At 42.6% G+C, this 15,821-nt stretch carries 13 protein-coding genes; 8 read left to right on the forward strand and 5 right to left on the reverse strand.

The window, feature by feature from the left end; genetic code table 11:
- Nucleotides 1-268 precede the first annotated feature (268 nt).
- Nucleotides 269-1,369, reverse strand: a complete 1,101-nt coding sequence (locus tag PseudUWO311_RS12770) for a hybrid sensor histidine kinase/response regulator (protein ID WP_142655623.1) — start codon at nucleotides 1,367-1,369, stop codon at nucleotides 269-271.
- A 194-nt stretch (nucleotides 1,370-1,563) separates the two neighbouring features.
- Here PseudUWO311_RS12770 and PseudUWO311_RS12775 point away from each other — a divergent pair, with 194 nt between their 5' ends.
- The 5 genes from PseudUWO311_RS12775 (at nucleotide 1,564) to PseudUWO311_RS12795 (ending at nucleotide 8,730) form a co-directional block, all read left to right on the forward strand.
- Nucleotides 1,564-3,150: a Ppx/GppA phosphatase family protein gene (locus tag PseudUWO311_RS12775; RefSeq protein WP_142655624.1), complete on the forward strand. Its 1,587-nt coding sequence runs from the start codon at nucleotides 1,564-1,566 to the stop codon at nucleotides 3,148-3,150.
- Between the two features lie 46 nt (nucleotides 3,151-3,196).
- Nucleotides 3,197-5,173: a cation:proton antiporter gene (locus PseudUWO311_RS12780; protein WP_142655625.1), complete on the forward strand. Its 1,977-nt coding sequence runs from the start codon at nucleotides 3,197-3,199 to the stop codon at nucleotides 5,171-5,173.
- A gap of 116 nt (nucleotides 5,174-5,289) precedes the next feature.
- Nucleotides 5,290-6,417, forward strand: coding sequence for a geranylgeranyl reductase family protein (locus PseudUWO311_RS12785; RefSeq protein ID WP_142655626.1), 1,128 nt, complete (start codon nucleotides 5,290-5,292; stop codon nucleotides 6,415-6,417).
- 97 nt (nucleotides 6,418-6,514) lie between these two features.
- A complete protein-coding gene (locus PseudUWO311_RS12790; protein WP_142655627.1) occupies nucleotides 6,515-7,606 on the forward strand; it encodes a glycosyltransferase in 1,092 nt (363 codons plus the stop codon).
- A 182-nt stretch (nucleotides 7,607-7,788) separates the two neighbouring features.
- Nucleotides 7,789-8,730, forward strand: a complete 942-nt coding sequence (locus tag PseudUWO311_RS12795) for an aldo/keto reductase (protein WP_142655628.1) — start codon at nucleotides 7,789-7,791, stop codon at nucleotides 8,728-8,730.
- 68 nt (nucleotides 8,731-8,798) lie between these two features.
- Here the strand turns inward: PseudUWO311_RS12795 and PseudUWO311_RS12800 are convergent, their stop codons facing one another.
- A complete protein-coding gene (locus tag PseudUWO311_RS12800; RefSeq protein WP_142655629.1) occupies nucleotides 8,799-9,398 on the reverse strand; it encodes a heme-binding protein in 600 nt (199 codons plus the stop codon).
- Nucleotides 9,399-9,623: 225 nt separating this feature from the next.
- On the opposite strand from PseudUWO311_RS12800, the gene PseudUWO311_RS12805 reads away from it, so the two are divergent.
- Nucleotides 9,624-10,454, forward strand: a complete 831-nt coding sequence (locus tag PseudUWO311_RS12805; RefSeq protein WP_142655630.1) for a leucine-rich repeat domain-containing protein — start codon at nucleotides 9,624-9,626, stop codon at nucleotides 10,452-10,454.
- 171 nt (nucleotides 10,455-10,625) lie between these two features.
- Here the strand turns inward: PseudUWO311_RS12805 and plsY are convergent, their stop codons facing one another.
- Both plsY and PseudUWO311_RS12815 read right to left on the reverse strand, forming a co-directional pair.
- Complete coding sequence (plsY, locus tag PseudUWO311_RS12810) at nucleotides 10,626-11,279, reverse strand: glycerol-3-phosphate 1-O-acyltransferase PlsY (RefSeq protein WP_190303484.1); 654 nt, start codon at nucleotides 11,277-11,279, stop codon at nucleotides 10,626-10,628.
- A gap of 227 nt (nucleotides 11,280-11,506) precedes the next feature.
- Nucleotides 11,507-11,713 (reverse strand): hypothetical protein, encoded by a 207-nt coding sequence (locus tag PseudUWO311_RS12815; RefSeq protein ID WP_190303485.1) that lies wholly within the window; start codon nucleotides 11,711-11,713, stop codon nucleotides 11,507-11,509.
- A gap of 293 nt (nucleotides 11,714-12,006) precedes the next feature.
- Between PseudUWO311_RS12815 and PseudUWO311_RS12820 the strand changes: the two genes are divergently transcribed.
- Both PseudUWO311_RS12820 and PseudUWO311_RS12825 read left to right on the forward strand, forming a co-directional pair.
- A complete protein-coding gene (locus tag PseudUWO311_RS12820) occupies nucleotides 12,007-13,692 on the forward strand; it encodes a DUF6930 domain-containing protein (RefSeq protein ID WP_142655633.1) in 1,686 nt (561 codons plus the stop codon).
- 53 nt (nucleotides 13,693-13,745) lie between these two features.
- Nucleotides 13,746-14,801 (forward strand): thiamine phosphate synthase, encoded by a 1,056-nt coding sequence (locus PseudUWO311_RS12825; protein ID WP_142655634.1) that lies wholly within the window; start codon nucleotides 13,746-13,748, stop codon nucleotides 14,799-14,801.
- A gap of 188 nt (nucleotides 14,802-14,989) precedes the next feature.
- Here PseudUWO311_RS12825 and PseudUWO311_RS12830 read toward each other — a convergent pair whose 3' ends face one another.
- The gene (locus tag PseudUWO311_RS12830; RefSeq protein WP_142655635.1) at nucleotides 14,990-15,820 is read right to left on the reverse strand and encodes a response regulator; all 831 of its coding nucleotides are present in this window, start codon (nucleotides 15,818-15,820) and stop codon (nucleotides 14,990-14,992) included.
- Nucleotide 15,821 lies beyond the last annotated feature (1 nt).

A 15,821-nucleotide genomic window follows, 5' to 3' on the forward strand; every position in this document is an offset into this window, starting at 1 on the left:
TTATCGTTAATAGGCAATCGTCAAAGTTTATTTGGACAGTCAAAGCGATCTACAGTCAATGGTTTAGGAATGAAAATTAATTAACTTGTGCAATTAAAACCAAAATTTGTTGGGGCGGGCTTCGCCCGCCCCAACAAATTTTGGTTTTAATTAATTTTCATTCCTTAATACAAATTTTTTGTTATATCTGTATTCAGATTGGTTAATACATAAAAACCAATAAGTATAGAACGGCGCAAAGCGCCGTTCTATACTTATTGGTTTTTAATTAGCTAATATGCTCACGCTCTAGCAAAACAGTAAAAATTGCACCTTTCGGTTGATTGTTGGTTACTGAGATAAAGCCTTTGTGCGCTTCAATCATCATTTTGCAGAAAGACAGCCCTAAGCCAATTTGGGAGACTCCCAACACAATATTACCAACTTCATACTTTTCAAAGATTACCTGTTTTTGTTCAGGGCTTACGCCCACACCACAATCAATTACTTCAATCTTAATTAAATCTTGGCGATCAGGATTTTTGGGCAAACATTCAACCCTGATCGTAATAGAACTTTGCTGTGGAGAAAACTTGATTGCATTATCTAATAAGTTGTCTAATACACGGCGAATTAATTGCTTATCCCCAGAGGTGTATGCTGGTTCCGTGGCAAATTCACCTAAAAATTGGATTTGTTTACTGATGGCGAGGGGCTCAAAATCAGCGATCGCTGATTTCGCTATTTCAGTTATATCGAACGTAGTGCGATTGAGAATCAGTTTATTTGCCTCGATCCTACCGATGGTTAAAATATCATCGATCAGAAAACGCATATGCTCGATAGTTTTGCCAATTTGGGCAATTCTCCTTTTTGCGCGATCGGGCAGATCTAAAATTTTGAGAGAATCACATCCTAACAAGATCCCAATTAAGGGATTGCGAAGATCATGAACAATCGTTTGCATCATTTCTTCGCGCAACATCATTGTTTCTTGAATGCGATCGTATTGCGACTTAATTCGCAACATAGATCGCACGCGGGCTCTGAGTTCGGTGCTGTTAATTGGCTTACTGATAAAATCATCGGCTCCCGCATCCAGACAACGAGCCAGATCTTCTTTATCCGATAGAGCAGTAATGATAATAATCGGGATATGCTGCCATTGACGATCATGCTTAAGCTGTTGACATACATCAATACCATCCATGTCTGGCATCATTACATCTAGTAAAATGAGGTCAGGTTTAATGGTGGCAAGAGAGGCGATCGCATCTGCCCCGTTGTCTTGATGATAAAGCTCATACCCCTCTTTAAACAGCAAAATTTCGATGACATCAAAATTGGCTGGCTCATCATCTACGACTAAAACTACTTGTTTATTTCCCATACTTTTTATATATAAGCTAGGAGCGCCTCATAAATAGCCAAGGTTAACTGAATGTACCTTCTATTCTTACAGGTTTTCATTTACCATGACTTAAGTACTTGTACAAAATAATTTATTCCAATTTATAAGGTTGTGCCCCTGCGAGGCGCAACCTTATAAATTGGGGTTTGTAATTAATTTCGCGGAAACAGCTCATGACTTCAGATGTCAAAACCCTAGCAGCGATCGATGTTGGTACAAACTCCATTCATATGGTAATTGTGCAAATTCAGACTTCGATACCTAGTTTTAGCGTAATTGAGTCAGAAAAGGCAACAGTAAGGCTAGGAGAGCGCTGTGCCCTCACAGGAAATTTGACCGAAGATGCGATGAAGCGATCGCTGGAAGCTCTGAAGCGATGTCAGGAAATCTGCCGCACTTTTAAAGTTGAAGAGATTGTGGCTGTGGCGACTAGTGCGACCCGTGAGGCTCCAAATGGGCATGATTTTATCCGCCGCATTTATGAAGAATTAGGCTTGCATGTTGAAGTGATTTCAGGGCAAGAAGAAGCCAGACGCATATACTTAGGTGTGATCTCCGCGATGGAACTCAAAGATGAGCCGCATCTGCTGATTGATATTGGTGGAGGTTCGACAGAGATGATCTTGGGTGATGGTCGCGATCCGTTACATCTGAGTAGTACTAAAATTGGGGCAGTCCGCTTAACTGATTTATTTGTTAAAACAGATCCGATTTCGCAACTAGAATACGATCGCTTATTGGGTTATATTCTTGGTTCAATTGAGCGTCCTACCGATGACTTAAAATGTTTGCTTAAAGATAAGCTTGAGGACAAGACGTTAAAGGCGATCGGCACATCAGGAACGATTGAGACTTTGATATCTCTCCATGCCAAAGAAAAATTGGGACTAGTTCCAAATCCTCTCCAAGGTTATGAGCTTCCCTTTGCAGATTTAGAAAATATTGTTTGGCGGTTACGCCGAGCGAATTTAGAAGAACGCACAGCTATGGTGCGTCAAAAGCGTGCCGAGATTATCTTAGCGGGAGCAATTGTCCTCTTAGAGACTATGCGTTTATTGGGAATTCCCAAAATCATGCTCTGTCAGCGAGCCTTGCGCGAAGGCTTGGTGGTGGATTGGATGATCCGTCATGGCTATATCGAGGATGGCTGGCGCTATCAAAGTACAGTTCGCGATCGCAGTATTCTCAAGCTTGCGGATAAATATGGTATTGATACTAAATATGCTAAACAGGTCGCTGAACATGCCTTAAGTTTATTTGATCAGACCAAGGGGATCTTCCATGAATGGGGCGATGATGAAAGACATTTGTTATGGGCGGCGGCAATGCTGCATAATGCGGGGCATCACGTTAGCCATGATGCGCACCATAAGCATTCCTATTATTTAATTCGCAATGGTGAGTTATTAGGCTATACCGAGTCAGAGATTGAGGCGATCGCCAATCTTGCACGTTATCACCGCAAGAGTGAGCCGAAGAAAAAACATGATAATTTCCAACGCTTAGATAGTGAGCGACTGAAAGTATTTGTGCGTCAAGGAAGTACATTTTTACGAATAGCTACAGCCCTTGATCGTCGCCAGATTGGGGCGATCGCTTCTATTCGAGTAGTTTGCAACCCTCAGACTCGGGCTTGCTCATTGCAACTCAAACCCAGACAGCCCAATGATCCATGTACCCTAGAGCTGTGGAGTCTTGACTATAAGAAGCAGCCTTTTGAGGCTCAGTTTAATTTTACGCTGTCAGTATCCTTAGATTAGAGAGGGTTGTCGCTGCGCGACAATCCTTTCTATTGAGATTTATCTTATGGAAGGCTCCCTCTCTCTACTAATAATTATTGCGATCGCCGCAGGAGTTTTTGCTCGTGTCATCGCGAATTTATTTCGTGTGCCGAGTATTGTATTTCTATTGATTTTTGGAGTAGCTTTGGGAGGGAATGGCTTAAATTTAGTACAGCCAAGATTATTGGGGGATGGGTTAGAGGCGATCGTATCGATTTCTGTTGCGCTAATTTTGTTCGATGGTGGACTGAACCTCCAACTAAAAGAGCTTGGCAAAGTCTCGGCGAGTTTACGCAATTTAATTACAATTGGAACTTTGATTACTTTAATAGGCGGGGGGATTGCTGCCTATTGGTTGAGTGAATTCCCTTGGACGATCGCCTTTTTATATGCAGCTTTAGTGGTGGTGACAGGCCCAACGGTTATTAATCCAATTATCGAAGAGGTTGGACTTGATCGCCGCCTTGCTACGATTCTTGAGGGGGAAGGCGTATTAATTGATGCGATCGGTTCAGTGCTTGCCGTTGTCGTTCTTGATGTTGCGTTAAATCCGACATCTGGCGCTTTTGCGGTCGTCAGTGATCTAGGATTGCGGCTAGGTATTGGCGGAGTGCTCGGTGCGATCGCGGGTTGGTTATTGGGTAAATTTTTGCAACGGGCTGCCTTTCTAGCTGAAGACACCAAAAGCGCGGTGGTAGTCGCAGCAGTATTAGGACTATTCGGTATTGCTCAAAAAATCCAAAGTGAATCTGGACTAACAGCAGTTGTTTTAATGGGAATTGTGTTAAGGGCTTCTGAAATTCCCAATAGTCGTGCTTTACTGAAATTTAAGAGCCAACTTGTGGCTCTAATAGTTTCAGTTCTATTTATTTTACTCTCTGCAAATCTCTCCATTCCTAGTATCTTTGCACTGGGTTGGGGTGGTGTACAGACAGTTCTCTTTCTGATGTTCATTGTCCGTCCGATCAATGTGATTGTCAGCACATGGAATAGCAGCTTTACTTGGCGGCAAAAAGCTTTTCTATCATGGTGTGCGCCTAGAGGAATTGTTGCTGCTTCTGTTGCTTCGCTCTTTTCGATTTTATTAACCGAACGGGGAGTCAACGGTGGTGAATCAATTAAGGCTTTAGTCTTCCTAACTATTGCAATGACTGTATTTTTGCAAGGACTGTCTGCGAAATTTGTGGCGAAGCTCCTAGGACTAAATCAACCTGATATTTCAGGATTGGTGGTTGTGGGAAGTAATCCAATTGGGATTTTGGTAGCGAGGCTATTTCAAGCGAATGGTCAGCGTGTGGCACTTATCGATACGAGTGCTGAGCTTTGCAAGCAAGCTGCTGAATACGATATCCCAGCTTTTGTGAGCAATGGCTTGGATGCGAAATCTTTAGCTGAAGCTGGATTAGACTCGGTAGGGACTTTTGTGGCGCTGACGATTAATACCGATGTGAATATCGTAATTGCTCAAATCGCGGCGAAGGAGTTCAATCCGCCTAAAGTATTTGCAGTTTATATCAAAGATGCTGAAGGCGATCGCAATGGTGAACCCGAAGTCCAACAAGCTTTTAGCGCTCGTGTTCCGATTAAAACTTGGAATCAATATATTTTGCAAAGGGAAGTGAGAGTTGGGGAATTTCTACTTATTGAAGAAGAACTTGAAGAGCAATTAAATCGCTTTAATACGATGTTTAATGCTGGGATATTACTGCCACTGCTGTTTGAGCGCAAAGGGCAGTTACAAATTGTATCTGCGGATATGTTATGGGAAAAAGGCGATCGCATTTTATATTTGCTATATACTCCCAAAGCTTTGTCTCCTGCTCAAAATGAAGTTCTGCCCCCCAATACTCTCGACATTACGCCAGTGGTTCTTTCGGATCTTGATATTGCCCAAAAGACTAATGATTCTAATGGTGGTTCGCGTAGCAAAAATGATGATATTGCATCTAGTCCAGATTATTTCTTGAAAATGGCAAAGGATATTTTAAACAGGCGATCGTAGCAGCTTTATTGATTCAGCCAAAATCAAAACAAGCAGTGCGATCGCACGTTACTTTACTTTTTAGGGGTAAAATCTAAGGGATTTTCTTGTACTTTCACCTAAAAACAATTTTTCTTATGTACGACTGCATTGTTGTGGGAGCAGGCCCATCTGGTGGTTCAGCCTCCTATCATTTGGCAAAACGAGGACGTTCGGTTTTGTTACTCGAAAAAGAGAGCCTGCCTCGCTATAAACCTTGTGGTGGTGGCGTTTCGCCGATGGTGCAGGAATGGTTTGACTTTGACTTTTCGCCAGCAGTTTCTCTGACTGTTCAACAAATTCGCTATACATGGCAAATGGGCGATCCTGAACTCGTCGCCCTAGAAACTAAAGAACCTGTCTGGATGGTACGCCGCGATGTTTTTGATCATTATCTTGTGCAGCAAGCCCAAAAACTAGGGGTTGAGCTTCGCGATAATACTGGAGTTACAGGAATTGAGTGGAAAAGCGATCGCTGGTTAGTCAAAACCGAAAATGATGTTTTTGAAGCCAAATATGTGATCGCCGCTGATGGGGCAAAAGGCTCCATGGCAAAATGGCTAGGATTTAAAGATCGTAAGCGTCGCATGGGAGCAGCCCTCGAAGTCGAAGCCCCACATCCTCATCCTGATACTAGTGCTGCTCATTTTGATTTTGGCTCCGTTCAAAATGGATATATTTGGAACTTTCCTAAAGCTGATGGATATTCCATCGGTGCAGGAACATTTATTGGTGGCGAAAAGCAAAATCTGAAGGAGATTGCCGCTAAATATGCTCAAGAATTTGGAATTAATGTTACTTCCATGAAGCAATTTGGACATCCGATTTGTCTATGGGATGGCAATCAACCACTTCATACTCAAAATGCTCTACTTACAGGTGAATCAGCTTGTATCGTCGATCCTTTCACTGCTGAAGGTATTCGTCCATCGCTCTTAACTGGCATGTATGCAGGTCAGGCAATTGATGAGGCGATCGGCGGTAACTCTGATGCGCTCAAGCAATATACGCTCAAAGTCCAAGAGGAATGGGGGGAAGACATGGTATGGGCGCAACGCATTGCCAATATTTTCTATCGCATCCCTAGTTTTGGTTACAAGATGGGAGTGAAGCGCCCCAGTGCCAGTCAACGTATGGGTAAAATCCTCTGCGGTGAGATGCGTTATCGTGATGTTGCTGGAGCCGCCATTAAAAGACTTACTAAGGGCTTAATCGGGATGAAATAAAATAAGGCAGCGCAAAGCGCTACCTTATTCTTTAAAAGCAAATTATAGAGGCAATTCATGAATTGCCTCTACATTTCATAATTGATGCGTAGGTTCTATGACTAATAAAAATTATCGATTGCTATTTCTATCTACTCCTGTCGGAGCATTAGGATCAGGAATCGGTGGAGGCGTGGAATTGACCCTGCAAAATGCAGCTAAGGCACTGATGGCAAAAGGGCATCAAGTGGAAATCGTTGCGCCCGAAGGTTCAGTCACCAATGTCACCAAGCTTACCCAAATTGCTGGTAATATCCAAGTCTCAGCCCAAACTCAAGTTGGTGCGGATATGGTTGTAATTCCCCAGAACTCGGTTCTCGAAAATATGTGGAGCTATGCTAGAGAATCGCAACATCAATGCGATTTATTATTTAACTTTGCCTACGATTGGCTACCTCTATACCTCACCCCATTTTTCAATCGCCCGATCGCACATTGGATCAGTATGTCGTCACTGTCTCCAGTGATGGATGCGATGGTGTCCAAAACCTCACAGCTTTGTCCTGATGCGATCGCGGTGAATACTCGCGCCTGTGCTGACACTTTTAGCCATGGCGATCGCCTGATGATTATGGGTAAGGGGATTGATGTGACGCAATATAATTTTGTTGCTAAACCAGACAATCCAAGCCTTGCATGGGTAGGGCGCATTTCTCCAGAGAAAGGCTTAGAAGATGCTGCCTCAGCTGCACAAAGTACTGGATTACCTTTACATGTATTTGGATTGATTCAAGATGAAGGCTATTGGCAAAAGATTCAAACTTCTTTCCCAAAAGCTGAGATTTATTACGAAGGATTTCTATCTACGGGTGAATTACAGCAAAAGCTGGGGCAATGTAGCGCTTTATTAATGACTCCCCGCTGGATTGAAGCCTTTGGTAATGCTGCAATCGAGGCTTTTGCTTGCGGAGTGCCAGTTATTTCCTATAGCAGTGGTGGACTGAAGGAGATTGTTCGACACGGCAAGACAGGGTTTCTTGTAAAAATGGGAAGTGTACCAGGTTTAGTTGAGGCAATTGAGCAATTAGACCAAATCGATCGCTTTACCTGTCGGCAACAAGTAGAAGCAGAATATTCTCTAGAAGTATGGGGCGATCGCCTAGAGAAATGGTTTGACAAACTAATTGCAAACTATAGCAATCCTAAATAGGTTGTGAGAGTGTGCGCCCCGAAGGGGCACACTCTCACAACCCTCCAAATCTTATAACTCATTTAGGATCGCTATATAGCAATGCTTGAATTAGCTAGAAAAAAGAGAGAGGCGGCGCAAAGCGCCGCCTCTCTCTTTTTGGTGATTGCTATAATCATTTAGAAAAGTTTAATCGAAGACATATGCAAACTATCAAGCTCGGAGCCGATGGCCCAACTGTAACAGCCCTAGGTGTAGGAACATGGGCATGGGGTGACACCATGTTTTGGGCTTATGGAAAAGACTTTGGGGCAGACGACGTGGCTGAAGCATTTAAAGCTTCTGTTGATGCAGGAGTTACTTTTTTTGATACTGCCGAAGTTTACGGATTTGGCGAGTCAGAACGCTTAATTGGTAAGTTTTGTAAGCAAACTTCTCAACCTGTTCAGATCGCAACCAAGTATTTTCCACTCCCTTGGCGATGGAATCAATCTGCGATCGCGGATGCTCTAACGGCCAGCTTAGAACGTCTACAAACTGAGCAAATTAGTCTTTATCAAATTCATTGGCCTTTAGAATTTATACTCAAGACCAAAGACTTTATGGAAGTTCTTGCCGCCGAAGTTAAAAAAGGTAGAATTCAATCGGTGGGAGTGAGCAATTATTCGGCGGATCAGATGGCTCAAGCGCATCAATATCTTGCCGAGAAGGGTATTCCTCTAGCAGTAAATCAAGTTCCTTATTCTCTATTAACTAGACAAATTGAACAGAATGGTGTTCTCGAAAAGGCTAAACAATTGGGTGTGACTATTCTCGCCTACAGTCCACTGGCTCAAGGACTGCTAACGGGTAAATATACGGCTGAGACTGTCAAATCATTGCAAGGTGCGCGGCGTATCGATCCTCGCTTTAGTCCCAAAGGTTTGCAAAAGCTAGAACCTCTATTTTCAGCGCTAAAAGACCTCTCTGAAAAATACAATAAGACTCCTGCTCAGATTTCCTTGAATTGGCTAATTTCTCAAGGCAATGTAATTCCTATCCCTGGTGCGAAGAATGCCAATCAAGCTAAACAAAATGCTGGTGCTTTAGGTTGGTCATTAATGCCCGAAGAAGTAGAACTACTACGCCTCAAAAGCAATAAGTAACCTTGTCAACCAGAGTGTAAGTCGCCCGCTAGGCGGGCGACTTACACTCTGGTTTTGGATTTGAATGTTTATCGCTTGCGAATGGGAATTTGGACTTCGCGTCGTTTTAATGGCGAAGGAGTGTAGGGCGAGTCGTAGAGAAATTCCCTTGGCTCACCAACGATTTCATACTCTGGATGATTTGCTAACCATTGCTTTAACTTCGCAATATGTTCTGGGTAGCTTCCATAGCCATAAGCTCCTTGTATGCCGAGGCTGACAACTAGCATTGGTGGGTGATCTTCTACTTGAATATCAGAAGATACTTGCTGGGGATTGATTCCATTATTGTTGTACAAGAATGAAACCTTAGCTTTACCTTGTTGTATGGGCTGATCGATAGTAGCGATCGGGTAACGCGCCTCCACAGGGGAAGTCATAGAAATGTTATTACTACTGATATGGCGAAATAGTGGGTTAAAGGAATTACTGGTTGCTTCGCTAAGGTTGCCTTCATAGGTATAGGTTCCTGAGCGATATGCAGGATATTGCTTGACTTCAATTGTGTTATGAGTCGTAGGGGCAGGAAATCCAACGGGTAGAGGAGCTGACATGGCTTTTTTTACGGCAAAGAATGCAAAAGGAAGAGCGATCGCACCAACAATTATGACTAATGTAGAAAATTTCATACCTTGATTGTACGCTTACAACATAGAGGATTGGGCATAATGATCTTATCTCAATCCACAAAATGGCAATGCCATTTTGTAGACCTAAAAACTTGACTGGGTTTGATTTTTAATTCTTGAAATGGTTTTGTCTTTAGCTATGCGATCGCCGTCACACTACAATCCATCCGCAATCGCACAAGCATTTCTAGAGATGCGATAAAATCCCAGAAAATCGGAGTATATATGAAATTCCCTTTAGCCTTAAGTATTCTCTCAACTGCCACACTTCTGCTATCATTTCCATCCTTCCAAGCAGAGGCAGTCCCAACTAATAATCAAAGCTTTGAGCAATGGTGTCTACAAAAGAATACCCTGCCTAATGAAACTAGAAAGACAGTTGAAGTATTACTAAAGAAAGCCGACACACAAGACTGTAAGCTAGCTGAGGCAAAGCTTAACAGACCATCTTCAGTACTTTATCTTGAATACAATCAAATCAGTGACATTAAGCCTTTAGCAGGTTTAACTAATTTGACTGAACTCTATCTTAGCATCAATGAAATTACTGATATTAAACCACTAGAGGGCTTAACGAACTTGACTAAACTCAGTCTTGCTCGCAATAAAGTCAGCGATATAAAACCTCTAGCAGGCTTGACTAAACTAATCGTTCTCTACCTTGGAGACAATCAGATCAGAGATATTAAGCCATTAAAGGGTTTAAAAAACTTGACGGATCTTTTACTGAACAACAATCAAATCAGTGACATTACTTCCCTCGCAGGTTTGACTAATTTGATTGACCTCTACCTCTACAGTAATCAAATCAATGATATTAGACCTCTTGCAGGTTTGACCAATTTGAGAGGTATCGGTCTCGGAAACAATCAAATTAATGATGTTCAGCCGCTAGCGAGTTTGACTAATTTGAGTGGAGTTGGTCTTGACAACAATCAAATTAATGATGTTCAGTCGCTAGCGAGTTTGACTAAATTGACTGCACTTTGGCTCAGAGGCAATCCAATCACTGAAAAAATCTGTCCCGTTAAACTAAGTACGGTTTGCCTATTTTAGTTTTTTGGCTATAACTAATTTAAGTTTTACATAGGACATAAAAACCAAAGGAAAAGGGGCGGCGCAAAGCACTGCCCCTTTTCCTTTGGTTTTTACCTATCTCTTGCGCTGCTGTAGACGCGCATAAACCAAGAAGCTAGTGGTGGGGCTTGCCGCCACTAGCTTCTTGGTTTATGCATTTGAGTCAGACTTAAAGCTGAACTCCGTGCCATTGAGAATGCGCTCGATATTAGATCGATGTAACCAAATTACAAAAATGCAGCCTACCGTTACAAAGCTTGAATAAACTATATTCCCTTGTAATGTCCACATCAAAATAGGAGCTGCTGCTGCTGCCGAAATTGAGCTAATCGAAACTATGCGCCAAATCGCCATTGTCGCTAGCCAAACGCTAAAAGCCGCGATCGCGACAATCCAATTCAACATAAACAAAATACCTACCCCTGTCGCCACTGACTTACCGCCCTTAAATCCCAACCAAACTGGGCGGCTGTGACCAATTAAGGCAAGCATCCCTGCCCCAATTACGAACAGCGATAAATTATCGGTAATTGGTAATTGAGTATATCCAAAAGTTGAAGCTGAGAGCGCTTGTAAGTAATTTGCTGATTGCATCATGTAAATTGCGATCGCGCCCTTAGTGAAATCGGTCACAAATACACTGATTCCTGCTAACTTGCCGACATTGCGCCATACATTTGTTGCTCCTGTCGAGCCTGAGCCAAGTTCACGAATATCAATACCCGCCATCCGCCCTACTAAATAACCTGTAGGGAATGATCCTAAAAGATAGGCGATCGCAAGCAAGAGATAGGGAAACCACATAAGCTGTATCTCATAAACAATAGGGGTAGCGCTTGGGCTATTCCTATTGTCTAATATTGTGGCAATCAAGAAAATAGAGGAAGTGCTTTGCACCTCCTCTATCTTCTTGATTAAGTACTTGTACAAAATAAATCACTAAAGCCCGTAAAGTTTCGCCCCTGCGGGGCGAAACTTTACGGGCTTTGCTTTGTAATTAATTATGCCTAGCTACTTAATTAAGATTTTATTTAGTCAATCGAAATAGATTGCGGCCCGTCATTTTTGCCATTATTGCTACTAGAAGCGACCGTGCTCGGCGTTGCTCCCTGCTTTTCTAGCCAACCCTTTAAAGGATCTTGTTGGAGATCGAGCTTGAGAAAGCCCGAAACGAGTCCACCAAAAAATGCAACGGGTTGCCCTAAGAACTCATTGAGAATCGGTTTTAGCTCGTCCATAAAAATGCAGCAATATAATTTAGATTTATTTTTTACAGCCTTTTGCTAGCAAAAGGGATTCAAGGTAGTTTTTAAAAGTGTTGCAAAGGAATACTTTTAAAAACTACCTTGAACTTATTGTATCGTTAAAACCTAGAAAATCGAGAGGATTAAATCTCCTTAGACTAAGTTCTAACTAGAGATTGATATAATTTTCTGATCAAATCTAGCAATTTCTAACCATATCGTAGTTAAATCGATCAATGCACTCTGATAAATTTCTTGAGGAGTGGCAAATCTAGAGAAAATTTTCGATGACTACGCTAAACAGATCTACTCTTCGTCGCCTTAAAAAACTCAAGCAGTCATCTGCGGTTTGGGAAGGTGATCGTCGGGCTTTGCCCGCTAAGATCCGCCAGCCGCAAGACTCTTCTAATATTATTCCTCTTCATGGTCATGATGAAGAGTCTAAACCCCATTGTATTTTGTGGGTAGATGGTTCAATGGGAATGGTGCGTTCTATGGACGTAGTTGAATCAGCTGTGGGGCAAGAAGCCTTTGTTCGTGCTTTGTTGCAAGCAATCGAGCATCCTCAAAGTCCTGCCCAGCCATCCTTGCCCCAGAAGATTTTAGTATGCGATCGCGAGCTCCAGTTTTATTTGCGCGGTGTACTACAAGACTTAGGAATATCTGTTGAATATGTCGAACGCTTGCCATTGATTGACGAGATTTTTTCGCATATTTTGGAAAGTTTTACGGCAAATCCGCCAGTTGTGCCAGAAAGATTTGCGGCGGCTTTACATAAACAGTCTGAACAGCTATGGCAAAATGCACCTTGGAATATACTTTGGGATCATCAAGTAATTTCCATCAAGCTTGATCATTGGGATCTCGACACTCTTTATGCGATCGTCATGGGCAAGATGGGTTTAGAACAGGGTGTGATTTTTTATCGCTCCGAAGAGTCGTTGGTAAAATTTCGACAGCGTATTGTTGCAGGCAACTCTGAAGATGAGATCGAAGAGACTTTTTTACATCAAGACTGCCTGTTTAATCTTTTTGAAACGCCTGAGTTGGAAATGGAAGATGACTTTCCCCCATTTCCATTTCGAGGCAAGGTTAGGGCTTTGCCTACGGCAACCACACCGATGAAACCGATCTATGGAGCTTTGCACCCATTAGAAGGCGGTAGACCCTATCTCTATGATGAAGAGGCGATCGCTTTAACAGTTGCACTAGAAGCCCTAAATAGCTTTTGGGAACAGTACCGTAAGCGCTTGAACTCCAATTTTGGCAAGCTATCAGGCACTTACACAGTTTATGCTCCAAACCTTGATAGTGATGTTGAAGAGGCGATTAAGGTTATCGTTAAAACCATGCCAGATCTGGCTGATGAGTTACATCAGTTAGTTGAAGAAGAAGATGATGATGATGATGATTCACCACTAATCAATGAAGATCTCTGGCCAGATAATGCCCTCATCCATATGATGACAATCCCTTGGGAACAGGTAGAGTTTTTACGGAATGCCGACATTCATCATCAGTTTTCTGACGCAATCACCGCGATCGCACCAGCAAAAAAAGGTGAAGGTCTCCCAGGGCTGATGATCCAGACTTCACGACCCAAAGCACTGGAATTAATCGAAGAAATCAATAGTTTTGATGGTATCCAGTCTTTGTGTTTCAATCCTGCCGAAGATATCTTTGGTAATGCTTGTCAGCTTGGTTTAATGGTGATGGGAAATGATGACTTACATCTATTCGGTGAATTTGATAAATCCACTCTCAATGGTGAACATCACAAGCGTTGGAAACAACGCGCCAAAAATACCAAAGGCAATATCTGTGTAATTATCGCGATGGGTATTACTGGTGCATCGCGTGGCAATCCTGCCCCACATCATATTTTGGGCTATTACGAAATCAAGATCATCGACGATAAAGAATTAGGCTTAGGTAAGTTACGTGCCGAACCTGCTTTTGACTTTGAATTTTAACCAAATGCAAAAGTAGCGCGTCGCGCTACTTTTGCATAGCACCCTTTATTTATATGTCCCCACAAATCATCTATCGCATCCTTGATGCCAACCTCGATCGCGCTCGTGAAGCTTTACGTACCATTGAAGAGTGGTGTCGTTTTGGCATAGAGGAAGTGAGCTTGTGCGATCGCTGTAAACACATGCGCCAAGAACTCGCTCTATGGCACAAAGAAGAATTTCGTCGCGCCCGTAATACTCCCGACGATCCCGCCACAGGGTTGAGCCATGCAAATGAATCTGTTCGTGCTGATGTCCAAGCTGTCCTCAGAGCGAATATGGGACGCTTACAAGAAGCTCTCAGAGTTTTAGAAGAATATAGCAAAGTTATTGATCCCACTATGGGAGAAGCGATGAAACAAATGCGCTATCAGGTCTATACCCTTGAGAGTCAATTACTGACCCATGAAGTTACAAATATTGGTGAAATCCGTCGCCAAAAATTACAAGCTGCAAATTTATATCTGGTGACGATGCCTGTAGAGAATATTGTCTCCGTTGTGGAGTCGGCTCTCCAAGGCGGTGTGCAGATCGTGCAGTATCGGCAAAAAGATGGTGAGGATGGAACCCGCTATGCGATCGCCCAACAACTTTGCGAAATTTGCCATAAATACGAAGCTTTATTTCTAGTTAACGATCGCGTTGATATTGCGATCGCGGTGGGAGCCGATGGTATCCATGTAGGGCAAACAGATTTGCCCGTTTCCGCAGTGCGCCAAATTTTAAATGCGCATGGTGGCGATGCATCGCAATACATTATTGGGCAATCAACCACGAATCCCCAAGAACTTGAAATTGCGTTGAATAATCATGTAGATTATGTGGGTGTGGGTCCCGTTCATGCCACACCCACAAAGCCGAACAAGTCTGCGTCTGGTCATGAGTATGTCAACTACGCTGCTGAGAATATCAACATTCCTTGGTTCGCGATCGGTGGACTTGATGAACATAATTTAGAGGCTGCGATCGCGGCGGGTGCTAAACGTGTTGCGGTAGTTCGCGCCTTAATGAAAGCCGAACATCCTGATCTCATAGCTAAACAAATGCGATCGCTTTTGTTTAGCACCTAAAAAAGTGGCTGTGCTTTGCACAGCCACTTTTTTAGGACATTTCTCGTAAAGAATCTCCCATCATCTTAATAAAAGTTGGAATTACCCCCTTTAATTCCCCCTTGCAAAGGGGGAGAAACTAGAAATCTTGTTCCCTCCCCTTTGCAAGGGGAGGGTTAGGGTGGGGTAAATCTTAGTGAGAAATCACCTTACCCACGTTGTTTCTTAGCAGAAATATCTCTAATCGTGATTGTAAAGCCATCACCTAACTTGATGGCTATGACATGATACCAACCAACAGGTTCTGAAGAATAGTAGAGCTCTTCATCTAGAGTCACCCCAGTCTCTACAACATTAATTAATCGGTCAAACAGTTGGCGGTTAAATTTTTCCAGAAATCTCCTTAGCACTAATTTACCAATTAAATCCTCTCGGCAGCGATCAAATATTCTTGATATCATCGGATTTAAGATTAAGCAACGAAAATCCATGATGTTGCCAGTAATTGGATCGCGAACTGCCTGCATAGCGGCAATACCATCAGACACACTATTTAAAACGCTAGTGACTAAAGCTCTAGACTGATACAACATTTCTTCGGTTTCTTTGTGTCTAGCAATTTCGTCTTGCAATAACCGTTTCTGGCGCTGAATTGTCAATTGGTTTTCGACACGAACTAAAACCTCCTCGCTTTGAAAAGGTTTGCAAATGTAATCAACTCCTCCAGACCAAAAAGCTTTTACTTTATCAAATACATCATCTAAAGAGCTAATAAAAATCACTGGGATATCGCGTAAATCTAGATCTTCTTTGAGCGCTTGGCAGACTTGATATCCATCCATCTCTGGCATCTTGATATCCAACAGAATTAGATCTGGTCGTTTTACCTTCGCAGTTTTGAGAGCCATCCGACCACTAGTAACGCTACGGACACTATAGCCAAGTGTTACTAGTAAATCACTTAGTAGTTGTAAATTTTCTGGGAGATCATCTACTAAGAGGATATTGCCCGTTATTTCTAGCGAATGGTTATAGTTCATG

It is taken from the genome of Pseudanabaena sp. UWO311, from assembly GCF_006937785.1.
Taxonomy (GTDB): Bacteria; Cyanobacteriota; Cyanobacteriia; order Pseudanabaenales; family Pseudanabaenaceae; genus Pseudanabaena.